The organism is Klebsiella sp. X13 (assembly GCF_003323835.1).
GTDB lineage: Bacteria > Pseudomonadota > Gammaproteobacteria > Enterobacterales > Enterobacteriaceae > Klebsiella > Klebsiella ornithinolytica.
On record NZ_CP030874.1, the window covers coordinates 3,816,655 to 3,832,253 of the forward strand.

General features: G+C 55.8%; 16 protein-coding genes. 15 read left to right on the forward strand and 1 reads right to left on the reverse strand.

The features are described from left to right. Window positions 1-13 precede the first annotated feature (13 nt). The 5 genes from lnt (at window position 14) to DSD31_RS18210 (ending at window position 5,182) form a co-directional block, all read left to right on the forward strand. Window positions 14-1,552 carry an apolipoprotein N-acyltransferase gene (lnt, locus tag DSD31_RS18190; RefSeq protein ID WP_004859570.1) on the forward strand — a complete coding sequence of 513 codons (1,539 nt, stop codon included), beginning with the start codon at window positions 14-16 and terminating at the stop codon, window positions 1,550-1,552. Window positions 1,553-1,967: 415 nt separating this feature from the next. Continuing rightward, complete coding sequence (locus DSD31_RS18195; protein WP_015584889.1) at window positions 1,968-2,876, forward strand: amino acid ABC transporter substrate-binding protein; 909 nt, start codon at window positions 1,968-1,970, stop codon at window positions 2,874-2,876. A gap of 163 nt (window positions 2,877-3,039) precedes the next feature. Beyond that, entirely contained in the window at window positions 3,040-3,780 is a 741-nt protein-coding gene (locus tag DSD31_RS18200) for an amino acid ABC transporter permease (RefSeq protein ID WP_004859566.1), read from the forward strand. 2 nt (window positions 3,781-3,782) lie between these two features. Beyond that, complete coding sequence (gene gltK / locus DSD31_RS18205; RefSeq protein ID WP_004859564.1) at window positions 3,783-4,457, forward strand: glutamate/aspartate ABC transporter permease GltK; 675 nt, start codon at window positions 3,783-3,785, stop codon at window positions 4,455-4,457. Further along, entirely contained in the window at window positions 4,457-5,182 is a 726-nt protein-coding gene (locus DSD31_RS18210) for an amino acid ABC transporter ATP-binding protein (protein ID WP_004859562.1), read from the forward strand. Before gltK ends, DSD31_RS18210 begins: the two co-directional genes overlap by 1 nt. 69 nt (window positions 5,183-5,251) lie before the next feature. Here the strand turns inward: DSD31_RS18210 and DSD31_RS18215 are convergent, their stop codons facing one another. Then, on the reverse strand, window positions 5,252-5,734 hold the full coding sequence (locus DSD31_RS18215; protein ID WP_113991402.1) for a zinc ribbon-containing protein: 483 nt from the start codon (window positions 5,732-5,734) through the stop codon (window positions 5,252-5,254). A gap of 224 nt (window positions 5,735-5,958) precedes the next feature. Between DSD31_RS18215 and leuS the strand changes: the two genes are divergently transcribed. The 10 genes from leuS (at window position 5,959) to mrdB (ending at window position 15,594) form a co-directional block, all read left to right on the forward strand. After that, on the forward strand, window positions 5,959-8,541 hold the full coding sequence (leuS, locus tag DSD31_RS18220; protein WP_086817059.1) for a leucine--tRNA ligase: 2,583 nt from the start codon (window positions 5,959-5,961) through the stop codon (window positions 8,539-8,541). Window positions 8,542-8,555: 14 nt separating this feature from the next. Then, entirely contained in the window at window positions 8,556-9,137 is a 582-nt protein-coding gene (gene lptE / locus DSD31_RS18225) for an LPS assembly lipoprotein LptE (protein ID WP_004859556.1), read from the forward strand. Then, the gene (gene holA, locus DSD31_RS18230; protein WP_015584892.1) at window positions 9,137-10,168 is read left to right on the forward strand and encodes a DNA polymerase III subunit delta; all 1,032 of its coding nucleotides are present in this window, start codon (window positions 9,137-9,139) and stop codon (window positions 10,166-10,168) included. Before lptE ends, holA begins: the two co-directional genes overlap by 1 nt. After that, window positions 10,161-10,811 (forward strand): nicotinate-nucleotide adenylyltransferase, encoded by a 651-nt coding sequence (gene nadD, locus DSD31_RS18235; RefSeq protein WP_004859552.1) that lies wholly within the window; start codon window positions 10,161-10,163, stop codon window positions 10,809-10,811. Before holA ends, nadD begins: the two co-directional genes overlap by 8 nt. A 102-nt stretch (window positions 10,812-10,913) precedes the next feature. Then, window positions 10,914-11,543, forward strand: a complete 630-nt coding sequence (locus DSD31_RS18240; protein WP_032716886.1) for an adenosylcobalamin/alpha-ribazole phosphatase — start codon at window positions 10,914-10,916, stop codon at window positions 11,541-11,543. Further along, a complete protein-coding gene (locus DSD31_RS26235) occupies window positions 11,530-11,775 on the forward strand; it encodes a hypothetical protein (protein ID WP_123628993.1) in 246 nt (81 codons plus the stop codon). Before DSD31_RS18240 ends, DSD31_RS26235 begins: the two co-directional genes overlap by 14 nt. Continuing rightward, on the forward strand, window positions 11,765-12,082 hold the full coding sequence (gene rsfS, locus DSD31_RS18250) for a ribosome silencing factor (RefSeq protein WP_004859547.1): 318 nt from the start codon (window positions 11,765-11,767) through the stop codon (window positions 12,080-12,082). The genes DSD31_RS26235 and rsfS overlap by 11 nt, the downstream gene beginning before the upstream one ends. 3 nt (window positions 12,083-12,085) lie before the next feature. Beyond that, on the forward strand, window positions 12,086-12,553 hold the full coding sequence (rlmH, locus tag DSD31_RS18255) for a 23S rRNA (pseudouridine(1915)-N(3))-methyltransferase RlmH (protein WP_015584895.1): 468 nt from the start codon (window positions 12,086-12,088) through the stop codon (window positions 12,551-12,553). Between the two features lie 27 nt (window positions 12,554-12,580). Further along, complete coding sequence (gene mrdA, locus DSD31_RS18260) at window positions 12,581-14,482, forward strand: peptidoglycan DD-transpeptidase MrdA (RefSeq protein WP_004859539.1); 1,902 nt, start codon at window positions 12,581-12,583, stop codon at window positions 14,480-14,482. After that, complete coding sequence (gene mrdB / locus DSD31_RS18265; RefSeq protein ID WP_004859537.1) at window positions 14,482-15,594, forward strand: peptidoglycan glycosyltransferase MrdB; 1,113 nt, start codon at window positions 14,482-14,484, stop codon at window positions 15,592-15,594. The genes mrdA and mrdB overlap by 1 nt, the downstream gene beginning before the upstream one ends. Window positions 15,595-15,599: the final 5 nt, after the last annotated feature.

A 15,599-nucleotide genomic window follows, 5' to 3' on the forward strand; every position in this document is an offset into this window, starting at 1 on the left:
ACGATTAACCTAAATGGTATTTGCCTCTCTCATCGAACGCCAGCGCGTACGTCTGCTGCTGGCGCTATTATTCGGAGCCAGCGGAACGCTGGCTTTTTCTCCTTATGACATCTGGCCTGCGGCGATTGTTTCGTTAATCGGCCTGCAGGGGTTAACCCTCAACCGACGTCCGCTGCAAAGCGCCTGGATCGGCTTTTTCTGGGGCCTGGGACTGTTCGGTTCCGGCATCAACTGGGTCTATGTCAGCATTGCCCAGTTCGGTGGCATGCCCGGCCCGGTCAACGTATTCCTCGTGGTACTGCTGGCGGCTTATATGTCGCTGTATACCGGACTGTTCGCCGGTCTGCTGTCGCGCCTGTGGCCCAAAACAAACTGGATACGCGTCGCCGTCGCTGCCCCGGTTGTCTGGCAAATCACCGAATTCCTGCGCGGCTGGGTGCTGACCGGCTTCCCGTGGCTGCAGTTTGGCTACAGCCAGATTGACGGCCCGTTGAAAGGGCTAGCGCCGGTAATGGGCGTTGAAGCCATTAACTTCCTGTTGATGGTGGTCAGCGGCCTGCTGGTCCTTGCGCTCATTCACCGCAGCTGGAAACCGTTGGTTGCCGCTATCGTGCTGTTCGCGTTGCCCTTCCCGCTGCGCTACATCCAGTGGTATCAACTGCTGCCGGAACGGGCTACCCAGGTATCTTTGGTACAGGGTGATATTCCCCAGGCGCTGAAATGGGATGAAAATCAGCTGGTGAATACGCTGAAAATCTATCTGGATTTGACGCAGCCGCATATGGGTTCATCCCAGCTAATCGTCTGGCCAGAGTCGGCGATCCCGGATCTGGAAATCAACCAGCAGAATTTCCTGAGTATGATGGACGACCTGCTGCGGGCGAAAGACAGCTCGTTGATTACCGGTATTGTCGACGCCCGGCTTAACAAGCAGAACCGTTACAATACCTACAACACCATCATTACGCTGGGCAAAGATAACCCCTACAGTTACGACTCCAAAGATCGCTACAACAAGAATCATCTGGTGCCGTTCGGTGAATTCGTGCCGCTGGAGTCCATTCTACGCCCGCTGGCTCCGTTCTTCGATTTACCGATGTCCTCTTTCAGCCGCGGTCCGTACGTGCAGCCGCAGCTGGTGGCGCATAACATGAAGCTGACGGCGGCTATCTGCTACGAGATTATTCTCGGCGAGCAGGTGCGGGATAACTTCCGCCCGGATACCGACTACCTGCTGACCATCTCCAACGATGCCTGGTTTGGCAAGTCCATCGGTCCGTGGCAGCATTTCCAGATGGCGCGGATGCGCGCCCTGGAGCTGGCGCGTCCGCTGCTGCGCAGCACCAATAACGGTATTACCGCCGTCATCGGCCCGCGTGGGGAAATTCAGGACATGATCCCGCAGTTCACCCGCGCAGTGCTGACCACGAAAGTCACTCCGACTTCCGGCCTGACCCCGTACGCCCGTACCGGTAACTGGCCGCTGTGGGCGCTGACCGCGCTGTTGGGTTTTGGCGCGCTGATCATGAGCCTGCGCCAGCGTCGTCGCTAATCGTTATAGCCTGCGGATCTTATTGTCGATCCGCATAGCCCCGGCCGGCAGCCGTCGCCGGGGCCGCCCTTCTCTCTATTCTGACCATTCTGACCTCTCTCTACTCGCCAACCTGGCACGAGCATTGCTTAATATTCTCAGGTCGCGGCGACATTTATTGTTGGTATAACCCGGTTGCACCAGCATCGCTCACCTCAGGCACTAACATGGTGCAATGGACGATTTTTGCCTTTAAATGGTGCGGAGCACTTCGCAAAAATAAACAATAAAGCAGCAAAATCTTTACATTAAGCCAAACTAAATGCTAACAAACACATACAAATGCTGCGTGTCAGTGTCGCAGCCATAATAACGCACACACACATTCACAATGGGTATCAAAAGCGTCAATGACGCTGAGGATAAGGAGTTGGATATGCAATTACGTAAACTGGCCACAGCGATGCTGGTCATGGGTATGACCGCCGGTCTGGCGCATGCGGAAGATGCCGCCCCGGCAGCAGGCAGCACGCTGGACAAAATCGCTAAAAACGGCGTCATCGTCGTCGGCCACCGTGAATCCTCCGTTCCGTTCTCTTACTATGACAATCAACAAAAAGTGGTCGGTTACTCTCAGGACTACTCCAACGCTATCGTTGACGCCATCAAGAAACAGCTGAATAAGCCTGACCTGCAGGTAAAACTGGTTCCGGTGACCTCGCAAAACCGTATTCCGCTGCTGCAGAACGGTACTTACGACTTCGAGTGCGGCTCCACGACCAATAACCTTGAACGTCAGAAACAAGCCGCCTTCTCCGATACCATTTTCGTCGTGGGTACCCGCCTGCTGGTGAAAAAAGGCGGTGCAATTAAAGATTTCCCGGACCTGAAAGACAAAGCGGTTGTCGTCACGTCCGGTACCACTTCCGAAGTTCTGCTGCATAAGTTGAATGACGAGAAGAAAATGAACATGCGCATTATCAGCGCCAAAGACCACGGCGACTCCTTCCGTACTCTGGAAAGCGGTCGTGCGGTGGCCTTTATGATGGACGATGCGCTGCTGGCCGGCGAACGTGCGAAAGCGAAGAAGCCGGATAACTGGGAGATCGTCGGCACGGCCCAGTCGAAAGAAGCCTACGGCTGTATGCTGCGCAAAGACGATCCGCAGTTTAAAAAGCTGATTGATGACACCGTCGCCACGGCCCAGACCTCCGGCGAAGCGGAAAAATGGTTTGATAAGTGGTTTAAAAACCCCATCCCGCCGAAAAATCTGAATATGAACTTCGAACTCTCCGACGACATGAAGGCGCTGTTCAAGACCCCTAACGACAAAGCTCTGAACTAATTAAAAAAACAAGGGGCAGGACATCCTGCCCTCCCGATTGTTGTGACAGCACGGACAGACTATACGGTGGCTGGTCGTTCCCCAGCCGCCGCGAATACCGAAACAGGCTGCACAATGATCTTCGAGGGTAGCGATGCTACCCTTTTTTTTCCAGGAGTCATTTATGTCAATAGACTGGAACTGGGGAATCTTCCTGCAACAGGCCCCGTTCGGCAATACCACCTATCTGGGTTGGCTCTGGAGCGGCTTTCAGGTCACCATCGCACTGTCGATTAGCGCCTGGATTATCGCTTTTTTCGTCGGCTCGCTGTTCGGCATTTTACGCACTGCCCCCAACCGCTGGTTATCCAGCATCGGCACCTGCTACGTTGAACTGTTCCGTAATGTCCCGCTGATCGTTCAGTTCTTCACCTGGTACCTGGTGGTGCCGGAGCTCCTGCCGGAAAACATCGGCATGTGGTTTAAATCCGAGCTCGATCCGAATATTCAGTTCTTCCTCTCTTCGATGATGTGTCTGGGGCTGTTTACCGCCGCTCGCGTATGCGAACAGGTGCGCGCCGCCATTCAGTCACTGCCGCGCGGACAGAAAAACGCCGGGCTGGCCATGGGCCTGACGCTGCCGCAGACCTATCGTTACGTACTGCTGCCCAACGCCTATCGGGTCATTGTGCCGCCGATGACCTCGGAGATGATGAACCTGGTGAAAAACTCGGCCATCGCTTCAACCATCGGGCTGGCGGATATGGCGGCACAGGCAGGCAAGCTGCTGGATTACTCAGCCCACGCCTGGGAATCCTTTACCGCGATTACCCTCGCCTATGTGTTTATTAATGCGGTGATTATGCTGGTGATGTATGTGGTTGAACGCAAGGTCCGCCTGCCGGGCAATATGGGAGGCAAATAAACATGTACGATTTTGACTGGAGTTCTATCGTCCCATCAATGCCCTACCTGCTGGCCGGGCTGGTTATCACCCTGAAAATCACCGTGACCGCCATCATTTTTGGTATCGTCTGGGGCACCCTGCTGGCGGTTATGCGTCTGTCCAGCTTCCTGCCGCTGGCGTGGTTTGCGAAGACCTACGTCAACGTGTTCCGCTCGATCCCGCTGGTGATGGTCCTGCTGTGGTTTTATCTGATTGTTCCCGGTTTCCTGCAGAACGTCCTGGGCCTGTCGCCGAAGAGCGATATCCGCTTGATCTCCGCGATGGTGGCCTTCTCGATGTTTGAAGCGGCGTACTATTCGGAAATTATCCGCGCGGGTATCCAGAGTATCTCTCGCGGCCAGTCGAGCGCCGCGCTGGCGCTGGGGATGACCCAGTGGCAATCCATGAAGCTGATTATTCTGCCGCAGGCGTTTCGCGCCATGGTGCCGCTGCTGCTCACCCAGGGGATCGTACTGTTTCAGGATACCTCTCTGGTTTACGTTCTCAGCCTGGCCGACTTCTTCCGTACCGCCTCTACCATCGGCGAGCGCGACGGAACCCAGGTCGAGATGATCCTGTTCGCAGGCGCCGTTTATTTTGTCATTAGTCTCAGCGCATCGCTGTTGGTCAGCTGGTTGAAGAAAAGGACTGTGTAATGATTACCCTGAAAAACGTTTCAAAATGGTATGGTCACTTTCAGGTGCTGACCGATTGCTCCACGGAAGTGAAAAAAGGTGAAGTAGTGGTGGTATGCGGGCCTTCCGGCTCGGGCAAATCAACGTTGATTAAAACCGTCAACGGCCTGGAGCCTATTCAACAGGGTGAGATCACCGTGGATGGTACCCGGGTCAACGATAAAAAAACCAACCTTGCCAGGCTGCGTTCCCGCGTCGGGATGGTGTTCCAGCACTTTGAACTGTTTCCGCATCTGTCGATTATCGATAACCTGACGCTGGCGCAGGTCAAAGTGCTTAACCGCGATAAAGCCGCTTCCCGGGCAAAAGGCCTGAAGCTGCTGGAACGCGTGGGACTCTCCGCCCATGCCGATAAATATCCGGCCCAGCTCTCCGGCGGCCAGCAGCAGCGCGTGGCTATCGCCCGTGCGCTCTGTATGGATCCCATTGCTATGCTGTTTGACGAACCGACTTCCGCACTGGATCCGGAAATGATCAACGAAGTGCTGGATGTCATGGTTGAACTGGCCAACGAAGGCATGACGATGATGGTGGTGACGCACGAAATGGGCTTTGCCCGTAAGGTCGCCAACCGGGTGATCTTTATGGATGAAGGGAAAATTGTCGAAGACTCTGACAAAGAAGCATTTTTCGCCAATCCGCAATCCGATCGCGCAAAAGACTTCCTCGCCAAAATTCTGCATTAACGGGTCATTTTACAGGCGCGCATCGGCAGGTGCGCGCCTGATTTCATTCAGCCACCTCAGCGCGGCGTATCAAGGCTCAAAGGGACGACGCTGGAACTGGTCATGGCCGCATTTCGGGCAACGCGGCAGAATATCCGGGGTATAGACCGCCAGGTGATAATGGCAGTGTTCGCACACCAGGTTTCCCAGCCCCACCACTTCGCCACTATGGTAAACCCCGTGGTGGTTGAGATCCTGGAACACTTCGCGCCATTCCAGCTGGGTTTTATCGGTAATATCCGCCAGCTCCTGCCACAGGCTCTCTTTTATCAACCGCATAAACACGCTGTCCGTCAGTTCGTCCTGGCTCTCTTCATAGCTGCGGGCAAACTCCTCCAGATCGCGCCTGACCGCTTTGGTCAGCGTCTCAACTTCGCGATGCGTTAACTCACCAGACTGGCTAATTTTCATCCGCGCCTGTTCCACCAGCGCGTCAATATCACGTTCTCCATTGCGCAGCCGTTCACTGAGCGTCGACACCAGTTCACGGTAGAATTGAGCAACCTTGTTCATCATTTCGCCTCCGGTGTGGTTAACTTCTTCTAATAATAGACCTTATTTGCCATCTGCTTTGCCAGTTAGCCCACAGAGTCACGAAATAGTCTCCGCCGCTTTTGCCGATGTTAATGTGCGAAAGGCTGTTTTGACGTGGGCGTTTGGGCTATGCTATGCCGATCTGATAACACATCCATTGGCTACATTTTGTAGCTGTATTGAAAACAGGACCACTGGCTGCCATGCAAGAGCAATACCGCCCGGAAGAGATAGAATCGAAAGTCCAGCTTCACTGGGACGATCATCGTACATTTGAAGTAACTGAAGACGAGAGCAAAGAGAAGTATTACTGCCTGTCGATGCTTCCTTATCCTTCTGGTCGACTACACATGGGTCACGTGCGTAACTACACCATCGGCGACGTGATTGCCCGCTACCAGCGTATGCTCGGCAAAAACGTTCTGCAGCCGATCGGCTGGGATGCGTTTGGTCTGCCGGCGGAAGGCGCCGCGGTAAAAAACAACACCGCGCCGGCCCCGTGGACCTACGACAATATTGCCTACATGAAAAACCAGCTGAAAAAGCTGGGCTTTGGCTATGACTGGAGCCGTGAAGTGGCGACCTGCACCCCGGAATACTACCGCTGGGAGCAAAAATTCTTCACCGAGCTGTATAAAAAAGGCCTGGTGTACAAAAAAACGTCTGCGGTGAACTGGTGTCCGAACGACCAGACCGTTCTTGCCAACGAACAGGTTATCGACGGCTGCTGCTGGCGCTGCGATACCAAAGTTGAGCGTAAAGAGATCCCGCAGTGGTTTATCAAAATCACCGCCTACGCCGACGAACTGCTGAACGATCTGGATAAACTGGATCACTGGCCTGATACCGTTAAGACCATGCAGCGCAACTGGATCGGCCGCTCCGAAGGGGTAGAAATCTCCTTCAACGTTAACGAGTATGCCGACAAGCTGACCGTCTACACCACCCGTCCGGACACCTTCATGGGCTGTACCTACCTGGCCGTAGCCGCGGGTCATCCGCTGGCACAGCAGGCGGCAGCGAACAACCCTGCGCTGGCTGCATTTATCGACGAATGCCGCAACACCAAAGTCGCCGAAGCAGAAATGGCGACGATGGAGAAAAAAGGTGTCGATACCGGCTACAAAGCGATTCACCCGCTGACCGGCGAAGAAATTCCGGTCTGGGCGGCAAACTTCGTGCTGATGGAATACGGCACCGGCGCCGTCATGGCCGTTCCGGGTCACGATCAGCGCGACTACGAATTTGCCAGCAAATATGGCCTGAACATTAAGCCGGTTATTCTGGCGGCAGACGGCTCAGAACCGGATCTCTCCGGGCAGGCGCTGACTGAAAAAGGCACCCTCTTCAACTCCGGCGAGTTCGATGGCCTGAGCTACGAAGCGGGCTTTAACGCTATCGCCGACAAACTGGCGGCGATGGGCGTTGGCGAGCGCAAAATTAACTATCGCCTTCGCGACTGGGGCGTTTCCCGTCAGCGTTACTGGGGCGCGCCGATTCCAATGGTCACCCTGGAAGACGGTACCGTGATGCCGACCCCGGAAGATCAGCTGCCGGTCATTCTGCCGGAAGATGTGGTCATGGACGGCATCACCAGCCCAATCAAGGCCGATCCGGAATGGGCAAAAACCACCGTTAACGGTCAGCCTGCGCTGCGTGAAACCGACACCTTCGATACCTTTATGGAATCCTCCTGGTACTACGCGCGCTATACCTGCCCGCAGTACAATGACGGAATGCTGGATCCAAACGCCGCCAACTACTGGCTGCCGGTCGATATTTACATCGGCGGGATCGAACATGCGATTATGCACCTGCTGTACTTCCGCTTCTTCCATAAGCTGATGCGCGACGCGGGTATGGTTAACTCTGACGAGCCGGCGAAACAGCTGCTGTGCCAGGGGATGGTTCTGGCTGACGCCTTCTATTACGTTGGCGAAAACGGCGAGCGCAACTGGGTTTCTCCGGTTGATGCCACCGTGGAGCGCGATGAAAAAGGTCGTATCGTAAAAGCCTACGATCCGCAGGGGCGCGAGCTGGTGTATACCGGCATGAGCAAAATGTCCAAGTCGAAGAACAACGGCATCGACCCGCAGGTGATGGTTGAACGCTACGGCGCGGATACCGTACGTCTGTTTATGATGTTCGCCTCTCCGGCAGATATGACTCTGGAATGGCAGGAATCCGGCGTTGAAGGGGCAAACCGCTTCCTGAAACGTGTCTGGAAACTGGTTTATGAGCACACGACTCAGGGCCCGGTTGCCGCGCTGGACGTTGCCAGCCTGAGCGAAGATCAGCAGGCGCTGCGTCGTGATGTCCACAAAACGATCGCCAAAGTGACCGATGATATCGGCCGTCGTCAGACCTTCAACACCGCGATCGCCGCGATCATGGAGCTGATGAACAAACTGGCGAAAGCGCCGCAGGAAAACGAACAGGATCGCGCGCTGATGCGTGAGGCTCTGCTGGCGGTTGTGCGCATGCTCAATCCGTTCACCCCGCACGCCTGCTTCACGCTGTGGCAGGAGCTGGGCGGTGAAGGCGATATCGACAACGCGCCGTGGCCAGTCGCCGATGAAAGCGCTATGGTTGAAAATACCACCCTGGTTGTTGTTCAGGTTAATGGTAAAGTCCGTGGTAAAATTACCGTTCCTGTCGATGCAACCGAAGAACAGGTTCGTGCACGTGCGGGCCAGGAACATCTGGTTGCGAAGTATCTCGACGGTGTAACCGTACGTAAAGTGATTTACGTCCCGGGTAAACTGCTCAACCTGGTCGTTGGCTAAGCGCAGGAGGAAGCGTGCGATATCTGGCAACATTGTTGTTATCTCTGGCGGTGCTCATCACCGCCGGATGCGGTTGGCATCTGCGGAGTACCACTCAGGTCCCCACCGCGATGAAAACCATGATCTTTCAGTCGAGCGATCCGAATGGTCCGTTAAGTCGTTCGGTACGTAATCAGCTGCGTCTGAATGGCGTCGAGATCGTCGACGGCAGCACGCTGCGCAAGGATATTCCGTCCCTGCGTCTGGATGCGTCATCCATTCAGAAAGATACGGCTTCCATTTTCCAGGATGGTCGTACGGCTGAATATCAGATGGTGCTGACGGTGCAGGCAAGCGTGCTAATCCCGGGTCATGATATCTATCCGATCTCGACGAAAGTCTACCGCTCGTTCTTCGATAACCCGCAGGCGGCGTTAGCGAAAGACGCCGAGCAGGATATGATCGTCCAGGAGATGTACGACAAAGCCGCTGAACAGCTGATTCGTAAGCTGCCAAGCGTCCACGTTGCTGATGTCGAAGCCACGAAAGGGGAAGAGAAGCCGGTTAACGCCACTTCCACCTCCGGCAACCGCGTCTCCACCACGCTGGGTAACTGATGATTCGGCTGTACCCAGAGCAACTCCGCGCGCAGCTCACCGAAGGGCTGCGCGCGGCCTATTTATTACTCGGTAGCGATCCGTTGCTGTTGCAGGAAAGTCAGGACGCGATTCGCGAAGCCGCTGCTACCCAGGGCTTTACCGAACACCATACCGCGACCATCGACGCCAGCACCGACTGGCCCGCCCTCTTCTCACTCAGCCAGGCCATGAGCCTGTTCGCCAGCCGTCAGACGCTGCTTCTGGTCCTGCCGGAAAACGGCCCTAACGCGGCGATTAACGAACAGCTTGCCACCCTGGTCAGCATGCTCCATGACGACCTGCTGTTAATCGTTCGCGGTAATAAGCTCAGCAAAGCGCAGGAAAATGCCGCCTGGGTTACCGCGCTGGCCAGCCGCGCGGTTCAGGTGAGCTGTCAGACGCCGGAATATGCGCAGCTGCCACGATGGCTGGCGGCGCGGGCAAAACAGCACCACTTGCATCTTGATGATGCCGCCAGTCAGCTGCTGTGCTACTGCTACGAAGGCAACCTGCTGGCGCTGGCGCAGGCGCTGGAACGTCTCTCTCTGCTGTGGCCGGATGGCAAGCTCACGCTGCCGCGCGTCGAGCAGGCGGTCAACGATGCCGCCCACTTCACGCCCTATCACTGGGTGGATGCGCTGCTGGCTGGCAAAAGCAAACGGGTGCTGCATATCCTGCAGCAGTTACGGCTGGAAGGCAGCGAACCGGCTATTCTGCTGCGCACGCTTCAACGCGAGCTGCTGCTGCTGGTTAACCTGAAACGCCAGTCGGCCCATACGCCGCTGCGTACGCTGTTCGATAAACATCGGGTATGGCAGAACCGTCGACAGCTGTTAAGCGATGCGCTCGCGCGCCTCAGCACGGACCAGTTACGCCAGGCCGTGACTCTGCTGACCCGAGCGGAGCTCACCTTCAAGCAGGATTACGGCAGCGCCATCTGGCCGGAATTAGAGAGCCTTTCTTTGTTGCTCTGCCATAAAGCGCTGGCAGACGTGTTTATTGATGGTTGATATGACTCAGTTGCAGGCAATGTACGGCGGCACCTTCGATCCGGTGCACTATGGTCACCTCAAACCGGTCGAGGTTCTGGCGAATCAGATCGGTCTTGGCAAAGTCATTATCGTCCCAAACAATGTTCCGCCACACCGCCCGCAGCCTGAAGCCACCAGCGCCCAGCGTAAACAGATGCTGGCGCTGGCCATTGCCGATAAACCGTTGTTCGTGCTCGATGAACGCGAGCTTCGGCGTCAGACGCCGTCCTGGTCGGCACAAACGCTCGAAGAGTGGCGGCAGGAACAAGGGCCGGACCAGCCGCTGGCGTTCATTATTGGTCAGGACTCGCTGCTCACCTTCCCGACCTGGCACAATTACACCTCGATTCTGGATAATGTCCATCTGATCGTTTGCCGTCGTCCGGGCTACCCGCTGGTGATGAAACGGGAAGAGGATCAGCGGTGGCTGGACAAACATTTAACCCACGACGCAGAACAGCTGCACAGCCGTCCCGCCGGGGTCATCTATCTGGCGGAAACCCCGTGGTTTGATATTTCGGCAACGATTATCCGCCAGCGCCTTGAACGCGGAGAATCCTGCGCTGACATGCTGCCGGCCGCGGTACTGGCGTATATCCATCAGCAAAAACTCTACTGTTAACCGGCCGTTGCCCCAGCGTTGGTGACGCCGGATACAATAGCAGCGCGCCGATTCGCATATACTCTCCCTCATCCCTTGATGATGTCAGAAGGCGTATATTCAGTGAAATTATGGTTAGTTCGACATGGTGAAACTGAGGCCAATGTTGCCGGCCTTTACAGCGGACACGCCCCGACTCCGCTAACCGAACGCGGCATGATGCAGGCGAGAACGCTCGGCCAGCTGCTGCAGGCGGTAACGTTCGATCGCGTGCTCTGCAGCGAACTGGAACGCACCCACATCACCGCCGACCTGCTGCTCGGCACACGGCATATCCCCCGGCAGATTGTCCCCGAACTCAACGAGATGTTTTTTGGCGACTGGGAAATGCGCCATCATCGGGACTTACAGCTCGAAGACGCGGAAAACTATGCCGCCTGGTGCGCGGACTGGCAGCATGCGGCGCCGACCAACGGCGAAAGTTTTCAGCATTTCGCCCACCGCGTCCGCACGTTTGCCGAGAAGCTGACGCACCATCCGCAGCCAGATCATCTGCTGATCGTGGGCCATAAAGGTGGGCTGAGTCTGCTTATCGCGCTGTTGCTGAAGCTGCCGGCGGAGGCCATGTGGCATTTTCCTGTCGCCCATGGCACATGGAGCGAACTCGAACTGCACGCTGATTTTGCCACGCTGCGGGTATTAAATAGCCAGGCGCGCTGGCAGAAGGAAGAAGAATTCCGTGCAGACCATTGACAGGTCAGAGCAGGCTGTTATTCTCCGCAGCCTGGACGTATCGGCTAAACAATGTTTCCAGAAATTGTTTTACAAAAATGGCGATGCAATCACGGGCGATGGATGGGATGATAGCCGCCGCCATCGCTTGCTGACCGACATTTATCCCGACTTTTCGACGAGTTCAGGTATACTGTCAGGCTGTTTATTATTATCAATCTTCACTCACCCAGGGGGAACTCTTGCAGGGTAAAGCACTCCAGGATTTTGTTATCGACAAAATTGATGACCTGAAAGGTCAGGACATCGTTGCCATTGACGTTCATGGCAAATCCAGCATTACAGATTGCATGATTATTTGCACCGGCACCTCTACGCGCCATGTAATGTCCATCGCCGACCACGTAGTACAAGAGTCTCGCGCCGCAGGAATGCTGCCGCTTGGCGTTGAAGGTGAAAGCGCCGCTGACTGGATTGTTGTCGACCTTGGCGACGTCATGGTTCACGTTATGCAGGAAGAGAGCCGTCGTCTGTACGAGCTGGAAAAACTCTGGAGTTAATGCGTGAAGCTGCAGCTGGTGGCCGTTGGCACCAAGATGCCGGACTGGGTTCAGACCGGCTTTAGTGAATATTTGCGCCGTTTTCCAAAAGATATGCCGTTCGAGCTGCTGGAAATCCCTGCCGGTAAACGCGGTAAAAATGCCGACATCAAGCGAATCCTCGACAAAGAAGGGGAGATGATGCTGGCAGCCGCAGGCAAAAATCGCATCGTGACCCTGGATATTCCGGGAAAACCGTGGGATACGCCGCAGCTGGCACGAGAGCTGGAGCGCTGGAAACAGGATGGCCGCGACGTCAGCCTGCTTATCGGCGGTCCCGAGGGGCTCTCTCCGGCTTGTAAAGCAGCAGCGGAACAGAGTTGGTCACTCTCCACCCTCACGTTGCCTCACCCGCTGGTACGCGTACTGGTCGCTGAGAGCCTGTATCGTGCGTGGAGCATTACCACCAACCACCCTTACCACCGTGAATAATGATGACCAGGGTAGACTAAGCAGCGAATGAAATTACAGAATTCTTTCCGCGACTATACGGCTGAATCCTCGCTGTTCGTGCGCCGGGCGCTGGTCGCTTTTTTGGGGATTTTGCTGCTTACCGGCATACTGGTTGCCAATCTTTATAACGTGCAGATTGTTCGCTACACCGACTATCAAACGCGTTCCAACGAAAACCGTATTAAGCTGGTCCCCATTCCGCCCAGTCGCGGCATTATCTATGACCGCAACGGTACGCCGCTGGCGCTGAACCGCACCATCTACCAGCTGGAGATGATGCCGGAGAAAGTCGATAACGTGCAGCAGACGCTGGATGCGTTACGCGACGTCATCGATCTGACCGATGATGATATTGCAAACTTCAAGAAAGAACGCTCGCGTTCCCATCGCTTCACCTCGATTCCCGTCAAGGTCAACCTGAGCGAAGTCCAGGTGGCCCGTTTTGCGGTTAACCAGTACCGCTTTCCCGGCGTCGAAGTAAAAGGCTATAAACGCCGCTACTACCCCTATAATTCCGCGCTGACCCACGTTATCGGCTACGTCTCAAAAATTAACGATAAAGACGTCGATCGCCTGGATAAAGAGGGCAAGCTGGCCAACTATGCCTCCACGCATGATATTGGCAAGCTGGGAATCGAGCGCTATTACGAAGACGTACTGCACGGTCAGACCGGCTATGAAGAGGTTGAGGTCAACAACCGCGGCCGCGTCATTCGCCAGCTCAAAGAGGTGCCGCCGCAGGCCGGGCGCGATATCTATTTGACCCTCGATCTCAAGCTTCAGCAGTACATTGAGACCCTGCTCGCCGGCAGCCGCGCTGCCGTGGTCGTCACCGACCCGCGTACCGGCAGCATCCTCGCGCTGGTCTCCACGCCGAGCTACGACCCGAACCTGTTTGTGGACGGCATCTCCAGTAAAGACTACTCCGCCCTGCTGAACGATCCGAATACTCCGCTGGTCAACCGCGCGACTCAGGGGGTCTACCCGCCGGCGTCGACGGTGAAGCCTTATGTCGCCGTATCGGCCCTCAGCGCGAACGTCATCACCCGCAATACCAGCCTGTTCGACCCGGGCTGGTGGCAGCTGCCGGGCTCTGACAAGCGCTACCGCGACTGGAAAAAATGGGGTCACGGGCACCTGAATGTGACCAAAGCGCTCGAGGAGTCTGCGGATACCTACTTCTATCAGGTCGCTTATGATATGGGTATCGACCGCCTCTCTGAGTGGATGAGCAAATTCGGTTACGGCCACTATACCGGTATCGATCTGTCGGAAGAGCGTTCCGGGAATATGCCGACCCGCGAATGGAAGCTGAAACGCTTTAAGAAGCCCTGGTATCAGGGTGACACCATCCCGGTCGGAATCGGCCAGGGCTACTGGACCGCCACGCCGATTCAGATGAACAAAGCGCTGATGATCCTGATAAACGACGGTCTGGTGAAAGTGCCGCATCTGCTGCAAAGCACCGTCGAAGACGGCAAACAGGTTCCCTGGGTTCAACCGCACGAGCCGCCGGTCGGCGACATTCACTCCGGCTTCTGGGAAATCGCCAAGGACGGGATGTTCGGCGTCGCTAACCGTGGCAACGGGACCGCGCATAAATACTTCGCCAGCGCGCCCTATAAAATTGCGGCGAAATCCGGTACAGCCCAGGTATTTGGCCTGAAAGCCAATGAAACCTATAACGCGCACCGAATCGCGGAACGTCTGCGTGACCATAAACTCATGACGGCGTTTGCCCCTTATAACAATCCCCAGGTTGCTGTTGCCATCATTCTTGAGAACGGCGGTGCTGGCCCGGCGGTCGGCACGATTATGCGCCAGATTCTCGACCACATTATGCTGGGTGATAACAACACAAACCTGCCGAGTGAAAACCCGGCGGTCACGGCGGGTGAGGATCAATAATGACCGATAATCCGAACAAAAAATCACTATGGGATAAAATCCATCTCGATCCGACCATGGTGCTGATTCTGCTGGCGCTGCTGACCTACAGCGCGCTGGTCATCTGGAGCGCCAGCGGCCAGGACATCGGGATGATGGAGCGCAAAATAGGCCAGATCGCCATGGGCGTGGTGATCATGATCGTGATGGCGCAAATCCCGCCGCGCGTATATGAAGGCTGGGCGCCCTATCTTTATATCTTCTGTATCATTTTGCTGGTGGCGGTTGACGCTTTCGGCGCGATTTCCAAAGGCGCCCAGCGCTGGCTGGATCTGGGGGTTGTGCGCTTTCAGCCGTCGGAAATTGCTAAAATCGCCGTCCCGCTGATGGTCGCGCGCTTTATCAACCGCGACGTTTGCCCACCCTCGCTGAAGAATACCGCCATTGCGCTGGTGCTGATTTTTCTGCCAACCCTGCTGGTTGCCGCCCAGCCTGACCTCGGAACATCGATTCTGATTGCGTTGTCTGGCCTGTTCGTGCTGTTCCTTTCCGGGCTGAGCTGGCGCCTGATCGGCGTGGCGGTGGTGCTGGTTGCGGCGTTTATTCCGATTTTATGGTTCTTCCTGATGCATGATTATCAGCGTCAGCGCGTCATGATGTTACTCGACCCGGAAACCGATCCGCTGGGTGCCGGCTATCATATTATCCAGTCGAAAATCGCCATTGGCTCCGGTGGATTACGCGGCAAAGGCTGGCTGCACGGCACCCAGTCGCAGCTTGAATTCCTGCCGGAACGCCATACCGACTTTATCTTTGCGGTCCTGGCCGAAGAGCTCGGCCTGATTGGCGTGCTGATTCTACTGGCGCTCTATATTTTGCTCATCATGCGCGGGCTGTGGATCGCCGCCCAGGCGCAGACCACCTTCGGTCGCGTCATGGCCGGTGGTTTAATGTTGATTTTATTCGTTTATGTCTTCGTAAATATTGGTATGGTGAGTGGTATTTTACCAGTGGTGGGGGTACCGTTGCCGCTGGTCAGCTACGGGGGCTCAGCCCTGATCGTATTGATGGCCGGGTTTGGTATCGTGATGTCGATCCACACCCACAGAAAAATGTTGTCGAAAAGCGTTTAAGGGGT

Excerpts from the sequence above, each read along its gene's own strand:
- lnt (WP_004859570.1), top strand. The coding sequence starts at position 14 with ATGGTATTTGCCTCTCTCATCGAACGCCAGCGCGTACGTCTGCTGCTG.
- nadD (WP_004859552.1), top strand. The coding sequence starts at position 10,161 with ATGGTTGATATGACTCAGTTGCAGGCAATGTACGGCGGCACCTTCGAT.
- holA (WP_015584892.1), top strand. The coding sequence starts at position 9,137 with ATGATTCGGCTGTACCCAGAGCAACTCCGCGCGCAGCTCACCGAAGGG.
- leuS (WP_086817059.1), top strand. The coding sequence starts at position 5,959 with ATGCAAGAGCAATACCGCCCGGAAGAGATAGAATCGAAAGTCCAGCTT.
- gltK (WP_004859564.1), top strand. The coding sequence starts at position 3,783 with ATGTACGATTTTGACTGGAGTTCTATCGTCCCATCAATGCCCTACCTG.
- mrdB (WP_004859537.1), top strand. The coding sequence starts at position 14,482 with ATGACCGATAATCCGAACAAAAAATCACTATGGGATAAAATCCATCTC.
- DSD31_RS18210 (WP_004859562.1), top strand. The coding sequence starts at position 4,457 with ATGATTACCCTGAAAAACGTTTCAAAATGGTATGGTCACTTTCAGGTG.
- DSD31_RS18200 (WP_004859566.1), top strand. The coding sequence starts at position 3,040 with ATGTCAATAGACTGGAACTGGGGAATCTTCCTGCAACAGGCCCCGTTC.
- mrdA (WP_004859539.1), top strand. The coding sequence starts at position 12,581 with ATGAAATTACAGAATTCTTTCCGCGACTATACGGCTGAATCCTCGCTG.
- DSD31_RS18195 (WP_015584889.1), top strand. The coding sequence starts at position 1,968 with ATGCAATTACGTAAACTGGCCACAGCGATGCTGGTCATGGGTATGACC.
- DSD31_RS18215 (WP_113991402.1), bottom strand. The coding sequence starts at position 5,734 with ATGAACAAGGTTGCTCAATTCTACCGTGAACTGGTGTCGACGCTCAGT.